Annotated in this window: 20 protein-coding genes; 19 read left to right on the forward strand and 1 reads right to left on the reverse strand. The window is 44.4% G+C overall.

Annotated features, from left to right (window positions below; genetic code table 11):
• Positions 1-136: 136 nt before the first annotated feature.
• Positions 137-928, reverse strand: coding sequence for a type I methionyl aminopeptidase (gene map / locus EXT47_RS05430; protein ID WP_039497131.1), 792 nt, complete (start codon positions 926-928; stop codon positions 137-139).
• A gap of 279 nt (positions 929-1207) precedes the next feature.
• On the opposite strand from map, the gene rpsB reads away from it, so the two are divergent.
• From rpsB to EXT47_RS05525, 19 genes are all read left to right on the forward strand, one after another.
• The gene (gene rpsB, locus EXT47_RS05435) at positions 1208-1936 is read left to right on the forward strand and encodes a 30S ribosomal protein S2 (RefSeq protein ID WP_010371318.1); all 729 of its coding nucleotides are present in this window, start codon (positions 1208-1210) and stop codon (positions 1934-1936) included.
• A gap of 220 nt (positions 1937-2156) precedes the next feature.
• Positions 2157-3008, forward strand: coding sequence for a translation elongation factor Ts (gene tsf / locus EXT47_RS05440; protein WP_010371321.1), 852 nt, complete (start codon positions 2157-2159; stop codon positions 3006-3008).
• Positions 3009-3147: 139 nt separating this feature from the next.
• Positions 3148-3885, forward strand: coding sequence for a UMP kinase (gene pyrH, locus EXT47_RS05445; protein WP_010371324.1), 738 nt, complete (start codon positions 3148-3150; stop codon positions 3883-3885).
• Between the two features lie 92 nt (positions 3886-3977).
• The gene (frr, locus tag EXT47_RS05450) at positions 3978-4535 is read left to right on the forward strand and encodes a ribosome recycling factor (protein ID WP_010371327.1); all 558 of its coding nucleotides are present in this window, start codon (positions 3978-3980) and stop codon (positions 4533-4535) included.
• Between the two features lie 171 nt (positions 4536-4706).
• Complete coding sequence (locus EXT47_RS05455) at positions 4707-5480, forward strand: isoprenyl transferase (protein ID WP_017216092.1); 774 nt, start codon at positions 4707-4709, stop codon at positions 5478-5480.
• A gap of 10 nt (positions 5481-5490) precedes the next feature.
• Positions 5491-6357 carry a phosphatidate cytidylyltransferase gene (locus tag EXT47_RS05460; RefSeq protein WP_017216091.1) on the forward strand — a complete coding sequence of 289 codons (867 nt, stop codon included), beginning with the start codon at positions 5491-5493 and terminating at the stop codon, positions 6355-6357.
• The gene (ispC, locus tag EXT47_RS05465) at positions 6354-7544 is read left to right on the forward strand and encodes a 1-deoxy-D-xylulose-5-phosphate reductoisomerase (protein WP_130126048.1); all 1191 of its coding nucleotides are present in this window, start codon (positions 6354-6356) and stop codon (positions 7542-7544) included. Before EXT47_RS05460 ends, ispC begins: the two co-directional genes overlap by 4 nt.
• A gap of 2 nt (positions 7545-7546) precedes the next feature.
• Entirely contained in the window at positions 7547-8899 is a 1353-nt protein-coding gene (rseP, locus tag EXT47_RS05470; protein ID WP_039497139.1) for a sigma E protease regulator RseP, read from the forward strand.
• A gap of 166 nt (positions 8900-9065) precedes the next feature.
• Positions 9066-11537 carry an outer membrane protein assembly factor BamA gene (gene bamA, locus EXT47_RS05475; RefSeq protein WP_039497140.1) on the forward strand — a complete coding sequence of 824 codons (2472 nt, stop codon included), beginning with the start codon at positions 9066-9068 and terminating at the stop codon, positions 11535-11537.
• 11 nt (positions 11538-11548) lie between these two features.
• Positions 11549-12067 carry an OmpH family outer membrane protein gene (locus EXT47_RS05480; RefSeq protein WP_010371344.1) on the forward strand — a complete coding sequence of 173 codons (519 nt, stop codon included), beginning with the start codon at positions 11549-11551 and terminating at the stop codon, positions 12065-12067.
• Positions 12067-13110, forward strand: coding sequence for a UDP-3-O-(3-hydroxymyristoyl)glucosamine N-acyltransferase (lpxD, locus tag EXT47_RS05485; RefSeq protein WP_039497143.1), 1044 nt, complete (start codon positions 12067-12069; stop codon positions 13108-13110). The genes EXT47_RS05480 and lpxD overlap by 1 nt, the downstream gene beginning before the upstream one ends.
• 10 nt (positions 13111-13120) lie before the next feature.
• Positions 13121-13573 carry a 3-hydroxyacyl-ACP dehydratase FabZ gene (fabZ, locus tag EXT47_RS05490; protein WP_010371351.1) on the forward strand — a complete coding sequence of 151 codons (453 nt, stop codon included), beginning with the start codon at positions 13121-13123 and terminating at the stop codon, positions 13571-13573.
• Positions 13573-14346: an acyl-ACP--UDP-N-acetylglucosamine O-acyltransferase gene (gene lpxA / locus EXT47_RS05495; RefSeq protein WP_039497145.1), complete on the forward strand. Its 774-nt coding sequence runs from the start codon at positions 13573-13575 to the stop codon at positions 14344-14346. Before fabZ ends, lpxA begins: the two co-directional genes overlap by 1 nt.
• Positions 14347-14418: 72 nt before the next feature.
• Positions 14419-15573 (forward strand): lipid-A-disaccharide synthase, encoded by a 1155-nt coding sequence (lpxB, locus tag EXT47_RS05500; protein WP_039497147.1) that lies wholly within the window; start codon positions 14419-14421, stop codon positions 15571-15573.
• Positions 15563-16156 (forward strand): ribonuclease HII, encoded by a 594-nt coding sequence (gene rnhB / locus EXT47_RS05505; protein WP_039497148.1) that lies wholly within the window; start codon positions 15563-15565, stop codon positions 16154-16156. The genes lpxB and rnhB overlap by 11 nt, the downstream gene beginning before the upstream one ends.
• Positions 16157-16158: 2 nt before the next feature.
• Positions 16159-19650 carry a DNA polymerase III subunit alpha gene (dnaE, locus tag EXT47_RS05510; RefSeq protein ID WP_039497151.1) on the forward strand — a complete coding sequence of 1164 codons (3492 nt, stop codon included), beginning with the start codon at positions 16159-16161 and terminating at the stop codon, positions 19648-19650.
• A gap of 16 nt (positions 19651-19666) precedes the next feature.
• On the forward strand, positions 19667-20623 hold the full coding sequence (gene accA, locus EXT47_RS05515; RefSeq protein WP_010371368.1) for an acetyl-CoA carboxylase carboxyl transferase subunit alpha: 957 nt from the start codon (positions 19667-19669) through the stop codon (positions 20621-20623).
• Positions 20624-20709: 86 nt separating this feature from the next.
• Positions 20710-22017 (forward strand): tRNA lysidine(34) synthetase TilS, encoded by a 1308-nt coding sequence (gene tilS / locus EXT47_RS05520; RefSeq protein ID WP_039497153.1) that lies wholly within the window; start codon positions 20710-20712, stop codon positions 22015-22017.
• The gene (locus EXT47_RS05525) at positions 22010-22357 is read left to right on the forward strand and encodes a hypothetical protein (RefSeq protein ID WP_039497156.1); all 348 of its coding nucleotides are present in this window, start codon (positions 22010-22012) and stop codon (positions 22355-22357) included. The genes tilS and EXT47_RS05525 overlap by 8 nt, the downstream gene beginning before the upstream one ends.
• Positions 22358-22388 lie beyond the last annotated feature (31 nt).

A 22388-nucleotide genomic window follows, 5' to 3' on the forward strand; every position in this document is an offset into this window, starting at 1 on the left:
GTGAAGGGTCAAGGATTGGGCAACTAGCATTGCGTGTAACTGATATCTAAACACAAAGGGGTTGTAACCGCTGTAGCGTGAGTTGCGCAATAAAAAAGCCAGCAATCTGGCTGGCTTTGATAAATGCTTTTTGCAATTAAGCTGAATGCGTAATAACGCGGTCTATCGTTTCGTCATTGCGTAGCGTTAAGATCTCAACGCCATTATCTGTTACAAGCAGCGTGTGTTCCCACTGCGCCGACAGACTACGGTCTTTGGTTACGACAGTCCACTCATCTTTTAGTAGCTTACATTGGCGCTTACCCGCGTTAACCATAGGCTCGATAGTCAAACACATACCAGCTTTAAGCACTTCGCCAGTGCCTGGTTTGCCATAGTGCATTACTTGTGGTTCTTCATGGAATTCTTTACCAATGCCGTGACCACAATATTCACGCACGATAGAGTAGTTAAAGCCTTCTGCATACTTTTGAATTGCAGCACCAATATCACCCAAACGCACGCCCGGTTTTACCATTTTTATCGCAAGGTATAGGCTCTCTTGCGTGATTTCGCTTAAGCGCTTACCTTGGATAGTTGGTGTACCGACGTAAAACATTTTTGACGTATCACCATGATAACCATCTTTGATCACAGTGATGTCGATATTGATAATGTCGCCCTCTTTTAGCGGTTTATCGTTTGGGATACCGTGACAGATAACGTGGTTAACTGAGGTACAAATAGACTTCGGAAAGCCGTGATAATTTAGCGGTGCAGGAACAGCACCTTGCTCATCAACAATGTAGTTGTGACAAATGGTGTTTAATTCGTCGGTGGTCACCCCTGGCTTAACATACGGCTCGATCATTTCCAGTACTTCCGCGGCTAAACGCCCGGCAACACGCATTTTTTCGATTTCTTCAGGGGTTTTGATCACAGCACTCATTTAGACTCCAAGTCAATTTAGATGAACATTTATTATGCACAAATTTTACGCATAAGATTGAGTTAATTCTTTATATATGGTATAAAGCGCGCCGTCTTTTTACAAATAATTCTTCCTCACACGATGAGATTGAATGTTTGTAGTTAAGACAACACACTTATTAATATTAACACACACACATATCGACACATACACTTGGGTGCATGCAGTTATAAAAACTTCGTGTTGGTGCTATGGGATATGTGGAGGCCTAACCCTAACTTTTAGAGGAAATATACAATGGCAAACGTTTCAATGCGCGATATGCTTCAAGCTGGTGTTCACTTCGGTCACCAAGCACGTTACTGGAACCCTAAGATGAAGCCGTTCATCTTCGGTGCACGTAACCGCGTTCATATCATCAACCTAGAAAAAACAGTTCCTATGTTCAACGATGCACTTAAGTTCTTACAGAACGTAGCATCTAACAAAGGCAAAATCCTTTTCGTAGGTACTAAGCGCGCTGCAAGCGAAGCAGTTAAAGAAGCGGCTATCCAAAGTGAGCAGTTCTATGTAAATCACCGTTGGTTAGGTGGTATGTTGACTAACTGGAAAACAGTTCGTCAATCAATCAAGCGTCTTAAAGAGCTTGAGACTCAAAGCCAAGACGGTACTTTCGAGAAGCTTACTAAGAAAGAAGCGCTAATGCTTACTCGTGAAATGCAAAAGCTTGAAAAAGGCCTTGGCGGTATCAAAGATATGGGCGGTCTTCCAGACGCTATCTTCGTTATCGACGCTGACCACGAGCACATCGCTATCCGTGAAGCTAACAACCTAGGTATCCCAGTAGTATCTGTTGTTGATACTAACTCAAACCCAGATGGTGTTGATTTCATCATCCCAGGTAACGACGACGCTATCCGTGCAATCCAGCTATACACTGGTGCAGTAGCGACTGCTATCACTGAAGGTCGTGAAAGCAACATCGTTGCTCAAGCAGAAAACGACGACTTCGTTGAAGCTGAGTAATTACCTGATTAGGTATTAGCTGTCATCAAGTCTTCATCAAATTATTGGTGAAGACTTGATATTCTTTATAAGCGATTAACTGCTTATCCCGTTGTTTGCCAAGCAGACCTTGAAAGATAACGGATTTTTATCAAATTGAGGCGAGCTGTACTTGATTTGATATTCAGCCAACCTAAGGTTGGTTTTATCAAGAACTGAATTCAGATTTGAGGATATTCTAATGGCTGTAACTGCTGCCCTAGTAAAAGAACTTCGTGAGCGCACTGGCGCTGGCATGATGGATTGTAAAAAAGCACTGACAGAAACTGGCGGTGATATCGATCAAGCAATCGAAAACATGCGTAAAAGTGGTGCTGCTAAAGCTGCTAAAAAAGCAGGCAACATCGCTGCTGAAGGTACAATCATCATCAAGCAAGGCGAAGGTTTTGCTGCACTAGTAGAAGTTAACTGTCAAACTGACTTCGTAGCAAAAGATGCAAGCTTCCTTGCATTTGCTAACGAAATTGCTGACGCAGCTGTAGCTGAGCAACTAACTATCGAAGACTTACAAGCTAAGTTTGAAGAGACTCGCGTTGCACTAGTAGCTAAAATCGGTGAGAACATGAACATCCGTCGTGTTTCTTACATCCAAGGTGACAAGCTAGTTGCTTACCGTCACGGCGAGCGTATCGGTGTTGTTGTAGCTGGTGATGCTGACGAAGAAACACTTAAGCACGTTGCAATGCACGTTGCTGCTTCTAAGCCAGACTACCTAAACCCAGAAGACGTACCTGCTGAAGTAGTTGAAAAAGAAAAAGCGGTTCAAGTTGAAATCGCAATGAACGAAGGTAAGCCAGCTGAAATCGCTGAGAAGATGGTTGTTGGTCGTATGAAGAAGTTCACTGGTGAGATCTCTCTTACTGGTCAAGCTTTCATCATGGAACCTAAGAAATCAGTGGGTGACTACCTTAAAGAGAAGAATGCATCTGTTTCTTCATTCGTTCGCCTAGAAGTAGGTGAAGGTATCGAGAAGAAAGAAGAAGACTTCGCAGCAGAAGTTGCAGCACAAATCGCTGCAGCAAAAGGCCAGTAATCACTTATTGTGATGCCTAATGACGTAAAAGCTGACATTAGCTTTGCGTCATTGCTGAAAATTCTCTAAAATAACCGCGCATTTATGTCTAGCATAAGCGCGGTTATTTTTTACCTCACTTTTAATTGGCCCGGATATTATGACTATCAATAAAAAACCTGTTTTTAGACGCGTTCTTTTAAAGCTTAGTGGTGAAGCTTTAATGGGAGATGAAGGCTTTGGTATCGATCCAAAAGTATTGGATCGTATGGCACAAGAAATCAAAGAGTTAGTAGAGCTCGACGTAGAAGTGGGTTTGGTTATCGGTGGCGGTAACTTCTTACGTGGTGGTTCACTTGCAGAAGCGGGCATGAACCGAGTTGTGGGCGACCACATGGGCATGCTAGCGACCGTCATGAACGGCCTTGCGATGCGTGATGCGCTGCACCGCGCTTTTGTAAACGCACGTTTGATGTCTGCTATCCCGCTAAATGGTGTGTGTGATGCGTACAATTGGGCAGAAGCAATTAGCCTATTAAAATCTGGCCGTGTTGTTATTTTCTCTGCAGGTACGGGCAACCCGTTCTTTACCACGGACTCAGCAGCATGTTTGCGCGGTATCGAGATTGAAGCGGATACCGTGATTAAAGCTACTAAGGTTGAAGGGGTATTTAGTGACGATCCGGTGAAAAACCCAGATGCTACGCTGTACCGCACGTTAACTTACAACGAAGTTATCGACAAAGAATTGAAAGTGATGGATTTAGCTGCATTTACATTGGCACGTGACCACAATATGCCAATCAGCGTATTCAACATGAATAAACCGGGTGCATTGAAAAATGTCATCATGGGTGAAGAGGAAGGTACCCTTATCTCTTCTCAAGCAGCAGAATAATCTGACGACTATTTCAGCAACTCGCAGTTAAGTAGCGAATCTCTAAATTGCGAGTATAATCTGGCATAACAAGAACAGACTAGGAAAGTATTGTGATCGAAGATATTAAAAAAGACGCTCAAGAGCGCATGAAAAAAAGTGTGGCTGCACTTGGAAGCCAGCTTTCTAAAATCCGCACAGGTCGTGCACACCCTGCGCTACTAGATGGTATTTCTGTTTCTTACTACGGTGCAGATACACCGTTAAACCAAGTAGCAAACGTAACGACGGAAGACTCTCGTACACTGGCTATCAGCGTATTCGACAAATCGCTTGCACAAGCGGTAGAAAAAGCAATCATGTCTTCTGACTTAGGTTTAAACCCAATGTCAGCAGGTACTGTGATCCGTGTTCCACTTCCTCCATTAACTGAAGAGCGTCGTAAAGATCTTATCAAGATCGTACGTGGTGAGGTTGAAGGTGGTCGTGTTGCAGTACGTAACATTCGCCGTGATGCAAACGGTGATATTAAATCATTGCTAAAAGACAAAGAAATTTCTGAAGACGAAGCACGTCAAGCTGAAGATGATATCCAAAAATTGACTGATAAGTTCATCAAAGAAATGGATACTCAACTAAGCGCGAAAGAAGCAGAGTTGATGGAAATCTAAATGTCTTTATCCTAGCGTTTATATTTACGCACTGTTTACGTATTGCAGAAATTTCTGCTTTGTTTCTGAGCAGTTAGCGTTTTTTTGGCTAGGTACACTGACAAATTTATTAGGTTTGAAGCGCCGCCTAGGGTATACTAGGCGGCGTTTTTTTTCACTTAAATTGGAATTATGGTTTTAGAAGCAGAGGTTATTTCGCAGCAATCATTGCCAAAACATGTTGCGATAATAATGGATGGCAACGGTCGTTGGGCTCAAGCTCGCAGGCGTCCTCGCGCCTTCGGACACAAGAAGGGCGTAGATTCGGTTCGCAGTGCTGTACAATTCTGTTCCAAGTTAGGTATAGAGTCTCTGACGCTATTTGCCTTTAGTAGTGAAAACTGGCGTAGGCCAGAAGATGAAGTCAGCACGTTAATGGAATTATTTATTTATGTGCTGTCTAAAGAAGTTAAAAAATTACATAAGAACAACGTAAAGCTAACCATTATTGGCGATCTTTCTCGTTTTCCTGACAGCCTCCAAAAGCGTGTTCATGAAGCTCAAACATTGACCCAGGACAATACAGGGCTTAACTTAAACATTGCAGCAAATTACGGTGGACGTTGGGATATCACACAGGCAGCACAACACCTCGCAAAACAAGTTGCAGCAGGTGAATTGCAACCAAGTGATATAACCGAAGATGCCTTGACAGAGCAGATGACGATGGCCGATCAAGCGAATCTCGACTTGCTGATCAGAACGGGAGGCGACTTCCGCATCAGTAACTTCTTGCTATGGCAAGCTGCATATGCCGAACTCTATTTTACCGACACGCTTTGGCCTGATTTTGACGAGCAAGCATTCTCTGAAGCCATTGCTTGTTACGTGTCTAGAGAGCGACGCTTCGGATGCACAGGAGAGCAGATAAAGCAGCTCCTCGCAGAGAAAGACGCAACAAGTTAAGGGTTCAAATTTGTTAAAACAACGTATTCTAACGTCAGCGGTGCTTGCACCTCTGGCTCTACTTTTGGTGTTTTATACACCGCTGGCAATGTTTAGTACGATTGCCGCACTAATCGTTTTGCTTGGTGCATGGGAGTGGTCGGCGCTTGCGGGCCTATGTCAAAAGCGTCAGCGTTTTACTTTCGTTGGCGTTATGGCGGTGTTAATTCTATTGCTTAACACCCATTGGCCGATACAGGATTTATGGCAGCAAGGGCGCTTAGTCGCTGATGCCAATTATGTATTTACGCTCGCTTTTGCGTGGTGGTTGGTCGCTACTTTCTTGGTGGTGAAATACCCACGAGCAGCTCGTGCTTGGAATGAAGGGATCATGATGCGCTCCATCGCCGGTGTACTGACGCTAGTCCCGTTGTGGCTTGCGTTAAACGTGATGCGTAGTGCCGGATATGAAGATGGCGAGCACATAGGCTCAGTCCTTATCATGGTGGTATTGGGCATAGTGTGGAGCGCGGACATTGGCGCTTACTTCGCTGGAAAGAATTTAGGTAAGCATAAGCTTATGCCTAAAGTAAGCCCTAATAAAACGATTGAAGGTCTTGTTGGTGGCGTGATCACCGCAGTTGTTTTTGTGTTAGTGTTTTGTCACTTCGCCGCAATTGATCTCAATATGTGGCCAATTTACGCTGCAATGACCATTATTATCGCGCTATTTTCTGCCGTTGGTGATTTGCTTGAAAGTATGTTTAAGCGCGAAGTAGGTCTTAAAGATTCAGGCCGTTGTTTGCCAGGTCACGGCGGTATCCTAGATCGCATTGATAGCTTAACGGCCGCGGCACCCATTTTTGCTTTTTGCTACGCTTGGACGGTTGTGCTATGAGCGAGCAAAACTTGGTAGTACTAGGAGCGACAGGCTCTATTGGACTATCAACCTTAGATGTCGTTAGCCGCAATAAAGAACAATATCGTGTATTTGCCTTAGTCGCAGGGCAAAACGCGGAAAAGATGGCTGAGCTTTGTTTACGTCATCAGCCTAAATACGCGGTTATGAGCTCTGAGCACGCAGCTCAGCAACTTTCTCAACGTTTGGTGGGCACTACCACTGAAGTACTCCATGGCGTTGAAGCAATGGCCGAGATGGCTCGTCACGTAGATGTGGATATCGTGATGTCCGCAATCGTTGGTGCAGCAGGGTTGTTACCGACACTAGCGGCAGTCGAGGCGGGTAGAAAAGTGCTGCTGGCGAACAAAGAGTCGTTAGTAATGAGTGGCCAGCTGTTTATGGATAAAGTAAAAGCGTATGGTGCGACTTTACTCCCTATCGACAGTGAACATAATGCTATTTACCAGTGCCTACCAACGACCATTCAAACGGGACAATCTTCAAACCTAAGTCACAGCGGTGTTAGTAAGATTTTATTAACCGGTTCTGGTGGACCTTTCTTGCAGCGTTCATTGGCTACCTTAGCTTCAGTAACGGTGGAAGAAGCGGTTGCGCATCCTAATTGGTCTATGGGCAGAAAAATCTCTGTCGACTCTGCGACCATGATGAATAAAGGGCTAGAGTTTATTGAAGCGAAGTGGTTATTTAACTGCTCGGCTGACGATATTGAAGTGGTGATCCACCCACAAAGTATGATCCACTCAATGGTGCAGTATCGCGACGGCTCGGTGCTCGCACAAATGGGGCAGCCAGACATGCGAACGCCGATTGCATATGGGCTTGCCTATCCTGAAAGAATTGACGCCGGTGTAGAGCCATTAGATTTTTCTCAGATTGTCGATTTCACTTTTACCAAACCAGATTTTAACCGTTATCCCAACCTCAAATTAGCGATTGACGCATGTCGTAGTGGTCAGGCCGCAACAACAACAGTGAATGCCGCAAATGAAATCGCTGTTGCGGCATTTTTAGAGGGTAAGATAGGGTTTTGCGATATCTATCGAGTCAATGCCTTAACGCTTGAGCAAAGCACGCTTGGCGTATTAGAATCCGTTGAGTCTATTATGGAAACAGACCGAACGGCCCGCCACCGAGCGCAGCAAATTATCGCCACATTGAGGTAACTATGTTTGAATTTTTCTGGCACTTAGGCTCATTTATTCTTGCTTTAGGGATTTTAGTTACCGTTCATGAATATGGCCATTTTTGGGTTGCCAGAAAAGCCGGCGTTAAGGTCTTACGTTTTTCTATTGGTTTTGGTAAGCCTTTAGTCAAATGGTATGACAAACATCAAACCGAATACGTTATCGCCGCAATTCCACTTGGCGGCTATGTCAAAATGCTCGATGAACGCGTTGATGATGTGCCAGAGCAGGAGCGCCACCTTGCCTTCAATAATAAGCCAGTACTTTCTCGTATCGCTGTGGTAGCTGCAGGCCCCATGGCAAACTTTTTGTTTGCCATTGTCGCGTTAGCGGCAATGTATATGGTAGGGGTTCAATCCGTAAAACCCGTCGTTGGTGGTGTGACACCAACCAGTATCGCGGCGGATGCTGGATTTCAATCAGGTGACCACATCATTGCACTGAATGATGAGTTAGTACACTCATGGCAAGACGTCACGTTTGAATTGATGGTGCATTTAGGTGAACCATCTCTGGTTGCCAAAGTACAAGATGAAAAAGGTAGTTTGGCTATTCGCACGCTACGTTTGAGCGATTGGAAACTGGAAAAGCAAGATGAAGCGCCACTGACCTCAGTCGGCATTACGCCTTATAGGCCACCGCTGACGCTGCAGCTCGGTTATATCGAAGAAGGTGCAGCTGCCGACAAAGGTGGCTTACAAGTAGATGACACGCTGGTTGCGATAAATGGTGACAAATTGGCATCGTGGCAACAGCTGGTGAGCCGAGTTCAAAAATCTGCAAATCAAGCCATAAGCATTGATATTCTGCGCGATGGTCAGCCACAAACCCTAACGATAACACCTCAGGCAAAAACTTCACCAGAAGGTGTCGTACAAGGCTATTTGGGCGTTGTGCCTGTGATGGAAAAATGGCCAAATGGTTATATTGAAACTAGACAATACGGCATCCTAGATAGTATGGTGCTTGGCATTCGTAAAACTTACGACTTGATTGCCTTAAGTTTCGACATGATCGGCAACTTAATCACGGGCCAAGTCTCGGTAAAAAACTTAAGCGGGCCTGTGGGGATCGCGGTTAGTGCCGGAAATAGTGTTAGTTACGGGTTAGTTGCATTTTTAGGCTTCTTAGCGCTTATCAGCGTGAATTTAGGAGTTTTTAACTTATTACCGCTCCCTGTCTTAGATGGTGGGCATTTAATGTATTACTTAATTGAACTAATTCGCAGAAAACCAGTCTCTGAAAAGACACAAGAGTTTGGGTTTAAGATTGGAGCGGCGCTTCTTCTTGCCTTAACGTTTTTTGCACTATTTAATGATGTTTCTCGGCTTTAAGCCGTGCGGTGCTAAAAAGCGCACATTATATGCAATTTAAATGTTTGCATTTTTGTTCAAGCATACAACGGATAACATAATACAAAAGCTGTAACGTTTGAATGTTGTGATGTAATGGGCCTTAGCGTATCGCGCCAAAATTGTTGTAAAGGATAAAGATAATAAAATGCCTATAAAAAAACACATTGCAGTAACCAGTTTACTGGGCGCTAGTTTTGCTGCCTTAGGGCAAAACTCCTTTATCGTAGAAGATTTAAAAGTAGAAGGGCTGCAGCGCGTTGCACTAGGTGCTGCATTGACACATATTCCGATCAACGTTGGTGACAATGTCGATCAGTTTACTATTTCACGCACAATCAAGGCGCTGTATAAGTCTGGCCACTTTGACAACATTGCGGTATTCCGTGATGGTAATCAGATTATTTTTAAGGTTAAAGAACGTCCAACTATCAGCTCAATCGAATTCGATGGTAACAAAGACATCAAAGACGAGCAGCTAAACGAGAGTTTAGAACAGCAAAATATTCGCCAAGGTGAGCCGTTAGACAGAACGGTACTTGATAGTATCGAAAAAGGCTTAACGGAATTCTTCCACAGTATTGGTAAATACAACGCTAAGGTTGAAGTCAGCATTGTTGAATTGCCACGTAACCGTGTGAAGCTGATGCTGAAGTTTGAAGAGGGTGATGCTGCTTCTGTACGTCAAATTAACCTCGTTGGTAATGAGCTGTTCTCGGACGAAGAACTTCTTAACCTAATTGAATCTCAGCAGGACTTACCTTGGTGGCGCTTCCTCTCTAATGACCGTTATCAAAAACAAACCATTGAAGGCGATTTAGAAAAGATCCGCAGTTTTTACCTAGACCGTGGTTATTTGCGTTTTAACATCGATTCAACGCAGGTTTCAGTAAGCCCAGAACGTGAATCAGTTTATGTTACGGCAAACATCACCGAAGGTGAAAAATATACCGTTAAAGGGTTTGATTTCATTGGTGACTTATTAGGTCGTGAAGACTTAATTAAAGGCATAGTGCCACTTCGTGCTGGTGAGCTTTACAACGGCTCAGTTGTGACGGCAACGGAAGACTTCATTAAGAGTTATTTGGCGCGTTTTGGATATGCCAATGCTGAAGTACGAACCGTTCCAGAAATCGATGATGAAAACAAAGAAGTACAATTAACACTATCTGTTGATCCTGGAAAGCGCGTATATGTACGTCGCATCGTGGTGAACGGTAACCAAAATACAGCAGACGAGGTGTTACGTCGTGAAATGACGCAGCTTGAAGGTGCGTGGTTGTCTAACCAAAACCTAGAGCGTTCAAAGCTTCAAATTCAACGTTTGCCATATATGGAATCGGTAGAGTTTGAAGTCAAGCCAATTCCTGGTGTTGAAGATCAGGTTGATGTTGACTTTAAAGTAAAAGAACAGCCAGCAGGTAGTTTCCAAGCGGGTGTTGCTTATGGTTCTTATGCGGGCCTTCAGTTTAACATTGGTGTCAGTGAGTCAAACTTCCTAGGATCTGGTAACCAAGTTGCTTTCAATATCAACACTTCGCGTGGTTCAGAACGTTATAGTGTGTCCTACACTGACCCTTACTTCACGCCTGACGGTGTGTCGCAAGGCAGCAGTATCTTCTACAGTAAGTTCGATGCGAGTGAGTTTGGTATCGTAGATTATAAATCGACCAGCTATGGTCTCGGTACTAACTTTGGTTTCCCAATTAATGCGATTAACCGTGTTAACTTTGGTATTCGTTGGATTGAAGAAAGCCTTTCGCAAATTTCGGACTTTGAGCAAACACGAGTACTTCGTGAGAGCTTCTTAAACGAAAGCGATCCAAATGCCGATTATGACTTTACTAAATATGAGTTAAGTGCAGGTTGGTCACGTGTAACGGTTAACCGTGGTATGTTCCCAACTGCAGGTTCTCGTCAAAGCTTGAACTTAAGTATTACTACACCAAACTCAGATCTTAATTTCTTCAAGATCAATTACGATTCACGTTTTTACTGGCCAATCAGTAATGACCATCGTTGGGTATTCTCAGCGAGAGCGGGTTTAGGCTATGGTAATGGTTATGGTGAGACCAATGGCTTTGAGCAAGTGTTGCCATTCCAAGAGTTCTTCCGTATTTCAGAGCAAGAACTACGTGGTTTTGACCGAAACACGATTCTACCTCGAGCGGTACAGCGTGCGCCTAAGTGTATTCCGGGCACACCTAAACCAGATGGTACATCAGGTAGCTGTATTGGCGGCGATCAGCAATTTGATACGCTAAATCTAGGTGGTCGTATCGGTGGTAACGCAAAAGCACTAGCAGGTCTTGAGCTTATCGTACCAACGCCATTCCTAGACGAAGAAAACACGAGTTCAGTAAGAACGAGCTTCTTCGTCGATGCGGCAAACGTTTGGGATACTGAGTTTGATGTAGACCGTTATAACAACTTGCCAGAAGATCAATACAATCTACTTTCTGATTTCTCTGATCCATCAAGGTTCAGAGTATCAACGGGTTTATCGATTCAGTGGATCTCGCCTATGGGACCTATGCTGATCAGTTTCGCTTACCCACTCAAAAAAGAAGAAGAAGACGATACGAAGACGATCAGCTTCAATATCAGTAATACATTCTAAGGAGTTTTATTGTGAAAAAATTTATTAAATCATCAACACTAGCCATGACTGCAGCACTAATGATGGGTGCTTCAGGTAGCGCATTTGCACACAAAGTAGGCATCGTAGACATGCAGGAAGTGTATAAGCAAATTCCACAAATGGCGAAAATTGAACAGACACTACAAGCTGAGTTCGCTGAGCGTCGTCAAGAACTTGAAAAAATTCAAGGTGACATTCGTTTCGAAGCTGAAAAATTTAAGCGCGAAGCAACGACAATGAGTGAAGAGCAAAAAGAAGCGCTTCGTGAAAAGATCCAAGGCATGCAAAAGACACTTGCTGAAAAAGGTCGTCCACTAGAGCAAGAAATTAAAGTTCGTCAAAACCAAGAGCTTGCTAAAGTACAAAAGCTAATCGTAGATGCGATTGAGTCTGTTGCTAAAAAAGGTAAGTTTGACGAAGTTAAAGTAAAAGATACGACAATTTACTTCAATCCTGATAAAGTAGCCGACCTTTCTGAAGAAGTGGTAAAAGCGGTTAGCAATAAGTAATGACAAAACTTCACACCTTATCTCAACTTGCTGAGTATCTAGGTGCTCAGCTGCAAGGTGATGGCGATAAATCAATTCGAAATATCGCCACTCTCGCACAGGCAAAAGACGACCAAATCGCGTTTTTAGCCAACAGCAAATACCGTGGTCAGCTTGAAAGCACGACTGCGGGGGCCGTGATCTTGAGTGAAAAAGACGCGGATTATTTTGCGGGTAATAAACTCATTATCGCGGATCCTTATGTAGCCTATGCAAAACTTGCACAGAAGCTAGACTCAACACCTAGCGCAGCATCAGGAGTTCATCGTACAGCAGTTATCTCTGATACAGCAACACTTGGTGCAAACGTCAGTGTGGGTGCGAATGCTGTAATTGAAGATGGCGCTGTGATTGGTGATGATGTTGAGATAGGGCCAGGCTGTTTCATTGGAAAACATGCCAAAATAGGCGCAAAGACTAAACTCTGGGCAAACGTAACCGTCTATCATGAAGTACAGATAGGCGAACAATGCCTATTCCAGTCAGGTGCCGTAATAGGAAGTGATGGTTTTGGCTACGCCAACGAGAAAGGCGAGTGGGTTAAAATCCCTCAAGTTGGCACCGTAATTATTGGCGACCGTGTCGAAGTTGGCGCGAGTACTTCTATTGATAGAGGTGCGCTAGAAGACACCATTATTCATAGCAACGTCATTTTAGATAACCAGATCCAAATTGCCCATAACGTCGAAGTTGGTTACGGTACAGCTATCGCAGGCTGCACGGTACTGGCGGGCAGTGTTAAAATCGGCAAGTACTGCCAAATTGGTGGCATGACAGCAATCAATGGTCACAACGAAATTTGTGATGGGGTTGTCATTACTGGTATGAGCATGGTTACTAAAGGAATTACTGAGCCAGGGATCTATTCTTCTGGTTTACCTCACCAAACGAATAAAGAGTGGCGTAAGTCTATTGCACACTTACGCAATTTATCTGACTTTAAGTCGCGCCTGAAGGCACTTGAGCTGCTGACAGCACAGCTTAAAGATACTGATGTAGAATAAGGAAGCTATTTTGGCTAACGAATTAAACAGCTTTGATATCCAAGAGATTTTAAAACTTCTTCCGCACCGCTACCCAATGTTGCTTGTTGACAAAGTGGTAGATTTTAAGCCTGGTGAATATCTTCACGCGATTAAAAACGTGACGATTAATGAGCCTATTTTCACAGGTCACTTTCCAGAGCAACCTATTTTCCCAGGTGTGTTGATCTTAGAAGCGATGGCTCAGGCAACCGGTTTACTTGGTTTTAAAACGGTCGAGAATCGCAGCGAGAATGAACTATACTTATTTGCGGCGATTGATAATGCACGTTTCAAACAACCTGTTTTACCGGGTGACACGATGCATTTGCACGTTAAGTTCGAAAAAGAACGCCGTAACATCTGGAAATTCAGTGCTGAAGCTAAAGTAGAAGGCAAAACTGTGTGTTCAGCTGAAATTATGTGTGCTAGAAGAGAGTTTTAATGGCTATTCATCCTACCGCAATTATCGAATCAGGCGCGCGTCTAGGCGAGAATGTTTCTGTAGGCCCTTATAGTTATATTGGCAATGACGTAATCATTGGTGATAACTGTAAGATTGAATCACATGTTGTGATCAAAGGCCCATCTGAGATTGGTTCAGGCAATCACATTTTCCAATTCGCGTCAGTAGGGGAAGCCTGCCAAGATAAAAAGTACAAGGATGAACCAACCAAGCTAATTATTGGTGATAACAACGTTATTCGTGAGTGTGCGACTATCCATCGTGGCACAATTCAAGACGAAGGGATCACTCGAATTGGTAGCAACAACCTATTTATGGCTTACACCCATGTGGCACACGACGCAGTCATTGGCAGCAATGTGATTTTCGCTAACAATGCAAGTGTAGCCGGACATGTACATATTGGTGACTGGGTTATCCTTGCGGGTAATTCAGGTGTACATCAATTTTGTAAAGTGGGTTCACATGCCTTTATTGGTATGTACTCTGGTGTGAACCAAGACGTGCCGCCTTTCGTTACAACGACCGGCACGCCAGCGAGACCCGTTGCAATTAATACTGAAGGTTTAAAGCGTCGCGGCTTTGAGTCTGATGAAATCATGGCAACAAGACGCGCATACAAAACGTTGTTCCGTAAGGGGCTGCGTTTAGAAGATGCGTTAGAGGCGCTAAAAGAAGACGCTTCTGAGTTCGCAGCAGTTCAGCAAATGATTGATTTTATTGCGACTTCTAATCGTGGTTTGATCCGCTAAACTTGAACCGCAATACAGGTTATACTTACGCCATACATTTTGTATGGCGTTTTTTTATACTGAAAAATAACAATGGCTAACGAAAAAAATATCACCATTGGCGTGGTCGCAGGAGAGTTATCGGGCGATATACTCGGTGCTGGCCTCATAAACGCGCTAAAACTTCATTACCCCAATGCCAATTTTGTCGGGATCGGTGGTCCTAAAATGCAACAAGCGGGTTGTAAAAGCCTGTTTGATATGGATGAACTGGCTGTTATGGGACTAGTCGAAGTGCTTGGTCGCTTACCTCGCTTGCTAAAAATTAAAAAGCAGTTGGTGAACTACTTTATTGATAATCCACCTGATGTATTCATCGGTATTGATGCGCCGGATTTTAATTTGCGTGTTGAAAAACCGTTGAAAGCGGCAGGAATTAAAACCATTCAGTATGTAAGCCCGAGTGTGTGGGCGTGGCGTCAAAAGCGCATCCATAAGATTGCTGAAGCGACTAACCTAGTGCTGTCTTTGCTGCCGTTCGAAAAAGCCTTTTATGATAAACATGAAGTGCCTTGTACATTTGTGGGTCATACGCTGGCGGATGAAATTCCACTTGAACCGGATACCGCAGGTGCGCGTGCACAGCTGAACTTAAGTCAAGATGATACGGTTTTAGCACTGCTTCCTGGTAGTCGGGGCTCTGAAGTTGGCTTATTGAGCCGCACTTACCTCGCCACCGCAAAAAAATTAGTCGATAAAATTCCTGACTTAAAAATAGTCGTGCCTTTGGTAAACGAAAAGCGCAGAGCACAGTTTTTGGAAGCCTTGAACGAAGTCGCGCCGGAATTGAACCCAATTATGCTTGACGGCCAGTCAGCACTGGCAATGCAAGCTGCGGATAGCGTTTTACTGGCTTCGGGTACTGCCACACTTGAGGCGATGCTATATAAGAAGCCAATGGTGGTAGGGTATAAGCTAAATCCTAAGAGTTATTGGATTTTTAATACCTTTTTTACCTTTAACATCAAATACTTTGCTTTGCCGAATTTATTGGCTGATGCACCACTTGTGCCTGAGTTTTTACAGGCAGAGTGTAATCCTGACGCACTCGCTGATGCACTTTTCCCGATGTTAAAAGGCAATAATAGCAAGCTTGTGAGAAAGTTTTACGAGATACATGAGAACATTCGCCTAAATGCCAGCAAACAAGCGGCTCAGGCTGTAATGGAGTTAATAGATGCAAATTGAACGTCCTGATGTGCAGTATATTGCAGGCGTTGACGAGGTAGGGCGTGGCCCGTTGGTGGGTGACGTTGTAACCGCTGCCGTCATTTTAGACCCAACCAAACCAATAGTAGGTTTAACCGACTCAAAAAAACTGTCAGAGAAAAAGCGCATTGCATTGGCAGAAGAGATAAAAGAAAAGGCATTATGTTACTGCATTGCGAGAGCGTCAGTTGCAGAAATTGACGATTTGAATATTCTTCACGCAACGATGTTGGCGATGACACGCGCAGTTGAAGGATTGGAAATTCAACCTGATCATGTATTTGTTGATGGAAATCGTTTACCTAAGCTGAGTGTTGCGGCAACCGCAGTTGTAAAAGGGGATAGCCTAGTTGCCGAGATAAGTGCGGCATCCATATTGGCGAAAGTCACCCGAGACAATGAGATGTTAGCACTCGATGCGGAATATCCTGAGTTTGGTTTTGCAGGCCACAAAGGTTATCCAACCAAAGCCCACTTTGCCGCGCTCGAAGCACATGGGGTTACTCCGCATCACCGTACAAGCTTTAAGCCTGTGCAACGAATTTTGGCCGAGAAGGAGTAAGCATGCCAGCCCCGCAGTTTGTCCATTTGCGTGTACACAGTGACTTCTCAATGGTGGATGGTCTAGCGAAGACCAAACCAATTGTGGCAAGGGCCGAAGAGCTTGCAATGCCTGCGCTTGCCATCACCGATCAAATGAACTTATGTGGTTTGGTGCGTTTTTATGGTGGCGCACACGGGGCAGGGATCAAGCCAATAATTGGTGCGGATTTTTGGCTAAAGTCAGATCAATTTCCTGATGAACCAAGCCGAATTCTCGTTCTCGCTAAGAACAATCAAGGGTATAAAAACCTAACCTTGTTGATCTCCGATGCCTATCTTCGCGGTCATGTATTCCATCGCCCTGTAATTGATAAAGAGTGGCTTGCAAAATATAAAGAAGGGCTGATCCTTATCTCCGGCGCGAAAGATGGCGATTTAGGCAAAGCCATCCTAAAAGGCAATCCTAAGCTAATTGAAGAAACGCTGGCGTTTTACGAGCAGCATTTTAGCGACCATTTTTATATTGAGCTGCAACGCACCGCACGTGCACAAGAAGAAGAATATCTCCATGGTGCTGTGGAGGTTGCGACTGCGCGTAATATACCCGTTGTGGCGACGAATGAAGTGGTGTTTTTACACGAAAAAGACTTTGATGCCCACGAAATTCGTGTTGCGATTCACGACGGTTATACATTAGAAGACAAAAATCGACCAAAACGCTTTTCTAAAGAGCAATATTTAAAGACTTCAGAGCAAATGCAAGCGCTCTTTAGTGACATTCCAGAAGCTTTAGAAAACACCGTAGAAATCGCTAAGCGCTGTAACGTGACGGTACAGCTTGGCACCTACTTCCTACCAGATTATCCAACGGGCGATCTGGCGATTGAAGATTTCTTGGTAAAAGTATCGCGAGATGGTCTAGAAGAACGGTTGCAGTTCTTATTCCCTGATGAAAATGATCGTAAAGAAAAGCGTGGTGAGTATGACGACCGTCTGCAGGTTGAACTCGACGTTATCAACCAAATGGGATTCCCTGGTTACTTCTTAATCGTAATGGAGTTCATTCAGTGGAGTAAGGATAACGGCATCCCTGTCGGTCCTGGTCGTGGTTCCGGTGCCGGCTCTTTGGTGGCATATGCGCTTAAGATCACGGATCTTGACCCACTTGAATTCGATCTCCTATTCGAACGATTCCTTAACCCCGAGCGGGTTTCGATGCCAGACTTTGACGTCGACTTCTGTATGGATAGACGAGACGAGGTAATTGACCACGTTGCTAAACTGTATGGTCGAGACGCCGTATCTCAGATCATCACCTTTGGTACGATGGCGGCAAAAGCGGTAATTCGAGACGTAGGTCGTGTGCTCGGTCACCCTTATGGCTTCGTAGATAGGATCTCCAAGCTTGTACCTGGCGACCCTGGTATGACACTTGCCAAAGCGTTTGATGTTGAGCCTCGCTTGCCTGAAGCTTATGACAGTGACGAAGAAGTTCGTGAACTGATCGATAAATGTCGTATTCTTGAAGGCTGTACACGTAACGCGGGTAAACACGCCGGTGGTGTTGTTATCTCGCCTACCACTATTACCGACTTTGCAGCACTGTATTGTGACGAAGAAGGTAAATTCCCAGTTACCCAGTTTGATAAGAATGACGTAGAAACTGCAGGTCTGGTTAAGTTTGACTTCCTCGGTCTAAGAACGCTAACCATTTTGCAATGGGCGCTCGACATGGCGAACGAACGCCTTGGCAGAGAAAGTCGAGAACCGATTGATATTGCTGCGATCCCACTGGATGACCCTGCAAGTTTTAAAGTGTTACTAGACGCACAAACAACTGCGGTATTCCAGTTGGAATCTCGTGGTATGAAAGACTTGATCCGTCGCTTGAAGCCAGACTGTTTCGAAGACATGATCGCACTGGTTGCGCTATTCCGTCCAGGCCCGCTGCAATCGGGCATGGTAGATAACTTTATCGACCGTAAGCATGGTCGCGAGGAAGTATCGTATCCTGATGCGCAATATCAGCACGAAAGCCTACAACCTATACTGGAGCCGACCTACGGGATCATCCTTTACCAAGAACAGGTAATGCAGATAGCGCAGGTGCTTGCAGGTTATAGCCTAGGCGGCGCAGACTTGCTTCGTCGTGCAATGGGTAAGAAAAAGCCAGAAGAAATGGCGAAGCAACGTGCAACGTTCGAAGATGGTGCCAAAAACAATGGCGTCGAAGGCGAACTTGCGATGAAAATCTTCGACTTGGTAGAGAAATTCGCGGGTTACGGCTTTAACAAATCACACTCTGCTGCTTACGCGTTGGTGTCTTACCAAACGCTATGGATGAAGACCCATTTCCCTGCCGAGTTTATGGCGGCGGTAATGTCAGCGGATATGGATAATACCGACAAAATCGTAACCTTGGTCGATGAATGCGAAAACATGAAGTTGACGCTGCTACCACCAGATGTGAATGCCGGTGTCTACAAATTTGCTGTAAATCGTCAAGGTGAGATCGTCTATGGTATAGGTGCGATAAAAGGCGTGGGTGAAGGTCCAGTTGAAGCGATCCTTGAAGCGCGAGCCCAAGGGGGAGAATTTAAAGATTTATTCGACTTCTGTGCGCGAGTTGACTTAAAACGCCTAAATAAACGCGTGATTGAAAAGCTAATATACGCGGGAGCGCTTGATAAGCTTGGCCCAGATAGAGATCAGCCAGGGCGCGCGACTTTACTGGCAAGCTTAAAGGATGCCATGAAGTCGGCAGAGCAGCACCACAAAGCCGAATCACTTGGACAGAGCGACTTATTTGGTTTGCTAGCAGTTGAGCCTGAGGAGGTTGAACAAGCCTTTATCAAAGCCACGCCGCTCAGTGATAAAGAATGGTTAAATGGGGAAAAAGAAACCTTAGGTCTTTATCTAACAGGCCACCCAATTAATCAATATCGCAAAGAATTAAAATATTATACCTCTGGCAAGTTAGTTGACTTACAACCCGGTAATCGTGATACGGTAGCAACCGCGGCGGGACTGGTTATCAATGCTCGTACCTTGATAAACAAAAAAGGAGCGCGTTGGGGACTTATCACTTTAGATGACAAAAGTGCCCGAATTGATGTACGCTTATTTCCTGAACAGTTTGAAATGTACCAAGAAATGCTGCAAATTAACCAAATCTTGGTAATATCTGGACAGGTCAGCTTTGATAACTTCTCTGGTGGCATTACAATGACCGCAAGAGAAATCTCTACCATTGCTCAGGCGCGAGAAAAGCGTATTAGTGCAATAAAAATGACGCTAAATATGGCTCAAATTGACGCGAACTTCTTTGATAATTTCAAAAAAGTGCTAGAACCATATAAATTTGGAACGTGTCCGGTAAAAATTAAATATCAGCGTCCTGATGCATTAGCAGAGTTAACATTAGGAACACAATGGTGTGTGACGCCAAGTGATGAGCTTTTAACTCGTTTATCACTGCTGGCGGCGCAGGAATTAGAATTAGAATTTAACTAAACAGGTAGTTTAGAGCATGAGCCTCAATTATCTTGAATTTGAACTTCCAATCGCTGAATTGGAAGCAAAGATCAAAGAATTACAAAACGTTAGCCGCTCTGGCGATTTAGATCTTAGCCTTGAAGAAGAGATCAGCCGCTTAAAAGACAAAAATGTTGAGCAAACAAAGAAAATTTTCGACGGTTTAGGCGCTTGGCAAGTGTCTCAATTAGCGCGTCATCCGCTTCGTCCATATACTCGCGATTATATTGAACGCATTTTTACCGAGTTTGACGAGTTTGCGGGCGACCGTACTTTTGCTAACGATCCGGCTATTCTTGGTGGTGTTGCGCGTCTTGACGACAAGCCAGTAATGATTATCGGTCAGCAAAAAGGTCGTGATACCGCTGAAAAAATCAAACGTAACTTTGGTATGCCAAAGCCAGAAGGTTATCGTAAAGCATTGCGTTTAATGGAAATGGCTGAACGCTTTAAGATGCCAATCATCACCTTTATCGACACTCCGGGAGCTTATCCGGGCGTAGGCGCTGAGGAGCGCGGTCAAAGTGAAGCGATTGCACGTAACCTTAAAGTGATGGCAGCGCTCAAAGTACCAACCATTTGTACCGTGATCGGTGAAGGCGGTTCTGGTGGCGCATTGGCTATCGGGGTAGGTGACAGAGTAAACATGCTGCAATATAGCACGTATTCTGTAATTTCACCTGAAGGGTGTGCTTCTATTCTTTGGAAGAGTGCAGACAAAGCTTCACTTGCAGCAGAAGCAATGGGTGTATCAGCCTCTCGCGTAAAAGAGCTGGACCTTATCAATAACATCATTGAAGAGCCGCTAGGTGGCGCACACCGCAATTACGATGCGATGGCGAAAAACCTGAAAGTGCAGCTTAAACGTGACTTGGCTGATCTTGAAGCGCTAAGCACCGAAGAGATGTTAGATCAGCGTTATAAGCGCCTGATGTCATTTGGTTATTGTTAATACGGGTTTCTGCTCGTATTGATATCAATGCTAATTTAAGTTAAAAAGCCGCTATTGAGCGGCTTTTTTTATTGATTGTAGAAAACATGATTAATAGTCGGGTTTACCAACAAGTAGAGTCAGGTTTAAAGGTATTGAGCTCCAGCCTTGACGCCAAAGGGTTGTGCATTGCTTTATCTGGTGGTGTGGATTCGGTTGTGTTGCTCCATCTTTGTCGAGAATATGCAAACAAGCATAACGTTATACTCCAAGCGGTTTATGTTAATCATGGCTTGTCACAGCACGCTACACACTGGCAGCAATTTTGCCAATCACTTTGTGAAACACTTAATGTTCCCTTTGTTGCAAAACAGGTTGCTATTACTCGGAAAACCCGCACTAGCCTTGAAGCGCAAGCACGCGAAGCTCGCTATCAAGCTTTAGATGATGCGGCCAAAACAGGTTTTGCAATCGTGCTTGGACAACATGCCGACGACCAAGTAGAAACTTTCTTACTGAGATTAAAGCGCGGCTCAGGATTACTCGGGCTTGGAGCGATGAGAGCGACAACTCAGCTGGCATCTGGGCGCTATTGTATTCGTCCGTTACTTGCCGTTAGTCGCAGTGACATTGAAGCATTTGCACGGCAGTTTGGTCTTGAGCATATTACTGATGAGTCCAACGCCGACGATGCGTTTGACCGTAACTTTTTACGCAATCAGGTGATCCCGTTACTTACCTCTCGATTCAATGGTTTTGTCGCTAACACACTGCGCAGTATTGATATTTTACAGCGCCAACAAACCATAATTGATGAGGTCAGTGAAGAAGACTTGCAAAAGTGTCGTTGTCGGATGGCGCTAAATATCACGGCTTTACAAGGGCTCTCTTGTGCAAGAAGAGATAATGTCATCAGACTGTGGTTATCAAAGCAGGGCATAGAGATGCCGAGTCAAAAACAGTTGGATGAAATCGTACAACAGGCGTTTTCATCACGCCAAGACAGTCAACTTGAAATTCGTTTTAAGCAAGGCGCAGTGAGGCGTTATCGTGATGCACTTTATTGGGTAACGGAAAATAGCCAAAAGCATGATATTGAGACCGTTAACCTCAACGAACTCAGCGGGCAAAGTACACCTGTTGCTTTACAAACGGGCAAGGGGGTCCGCAAACCTTTCACGGACGAAATCGTTAGCATTCGTTACGGCAGACTTAAAGATAAAATCAAACCACAGGGCAAACCAGGTTCTAATACCTTGAAACATTGGCTAAAAGATTTACATATTCCAAGCTGGGAGCGTGATTCTATTGCGGTTGTTTATTACAATGATACACCGGTGGCGGTGAACGGACTGTTTGTGAGTGCCGAGCACGCAGAGGATAATGGCATTATTTGGGTAGTAAAAGATGACTGAAAGTAAAAAAATTGGCCAACAGTTAGCGCAAAAAGCGCCTTATGCGGTGGTGTTCACTGCGGTGGTGTTTATCGTACTCTTTATGTCGAGTGAAGTGGTGTGGCTGAATCAAATATTTGCTTCGGCATCAGGCATTATCAGTATTGTGTTTTTACTATTGTATTGGCATGGTAAGGGCGGAATGTATTTTATTCTTGGCTTACTTGCGCCAATGCTTGCGGTGATGTTTTCAGAGTTACCCGATTTCCTTGCGCTTGCATGGGTAATAAATGGATTTTTTAACGGCGCGGCGCTTGCCCTGATGGCATACCTATACTTAGGAAAAGATGCTCAGCGTTAACGCATAACACTGAGCAAAAGGGGAAGTGGTT

This window comes from Pseudoalteromonas sp. CO342X, assembly GCF_004208915.1.
Taxonomy (GTDB): Bacteria; Pseudomonadota; Gammaproteobacteria; order Enterobacterales; family Alteromonadaceae; genus Pseudoalteromonas; species Pseudoalteromonas maricaloris.

What these genes read in the sequence shown, in the direction of transcription:
- map (WP_039497131.1), bottom strand. Translation starts at nt 928, where the DNA reads ATGAGTGCTGTGATCAAAACCCCTGAAGAAATCGAAAAAATGCGTGTT.
- rpsB (WP_010371318.1), top strand. Translation starts at nt 1,208, where the DNA reads ATGGCAAACGTTTCAATGCGCGATATGCTTCAAGCTGGTGTTCACTTC.
- tsf (WP_010371321.1), top strand. Translation starts at nt 2,157, where the DNA reads ATGGCTGTAACTGCTGCCCTAGTAAAAGAACTTCGTGAGCGCACTGGC.
- pyrH (WP_010371324.1), top strand. Translation starts at nt 3,148, where the DNA reads ATGACTATCAATAAAAAACCTGTTTTTAGACGCGTTCTTTTAAAGCTT.
- EXT47_RS05455 (WP_017216092.1), top strand. Translation starts at nt 4,707, where the DNA reads ATGGTTTTAGAAGCAGAGGTTATTTCGCAGCAATCATTGCCAAAACAT.
- ispC (WP_130126048.1), top strand. Translation starts at nt 6,354, where the DNA reads ATGAGCGAGCAAAACTTGGTAGTACTAGGAGCGACAGGCTCTATTGGA.
- rseP (WP_039497139.1), top strand. Translation starts at nt 7,547, where the DNA reads ATGTTTGAATTTTTCTGGCACTTAGGCTCATTTATTCTTGCTTTAGGG.
- bamA (WP_039497140.1), top strand. Translation starts at nt 9,066, where the DNA reads ATGCCTATAAAAAAACACATTGCAGTAACCAGTTTACTGGGCGCTAGT.
- lpxD (WP_039497143.1), top strand. Translation starts at nt 12,067, where the DNA reads ATGACAAAACTTCACACCTTATCTCAACTTGCTGAGTATCTAGGTGCT.
- lpxA (WP_039497145.1), top strand. Translation starts at nt 13,573, where the DNA reads ATGGCTATTCATCCTACCGCAATTATCGAATCAGGCGCGCGTCTAGGC.
- lpxB (WP_039497147.1), top strand. Translation starts at nt 14,419, where the DNA reads ATGGCTAACGAAAAAAATATCACCATTGGCGTGGTCGCAGGAGAGTTA.
- rnhB (WP_039497148.1), top strand. Translation starts at nt 15,563, where the DNA reads ATGCAAATTGAACGTCCTGATGTGCAGTATATTGCAGGCGTTGACGAG.
- dnaE (WP_039497151.1), top strand. Translation starts at nt 16,159, where the DNA reads ATGCCAGCCCCGCAGTTTGTCCATTTGCGTGTACACAGTGACTTCTCA.
- accA (WP_010371368.1), top strand. Translation starts at nt 19,667, where the DNA reads ATGAGCCTCAATTATCTTGAATTTGAACTTCCAATCGCTGAATTGGAA.
- tilS (WP_039497153.1), top strand. Translation starts at nt 20,710, where the DNA reads ATGATTAATAGTCGGGTTTACCAACAAGTAGAGTCAGGTTTAAAGGTA.
- EXT47_RS05525 (WP_039497156.1), top strand. Translation starts at nt 22,010, where the DNA reads ATGACTGAAAGTAAAAAAATTGGCCAACAGTTAGCGCAAAAAGCGCCT.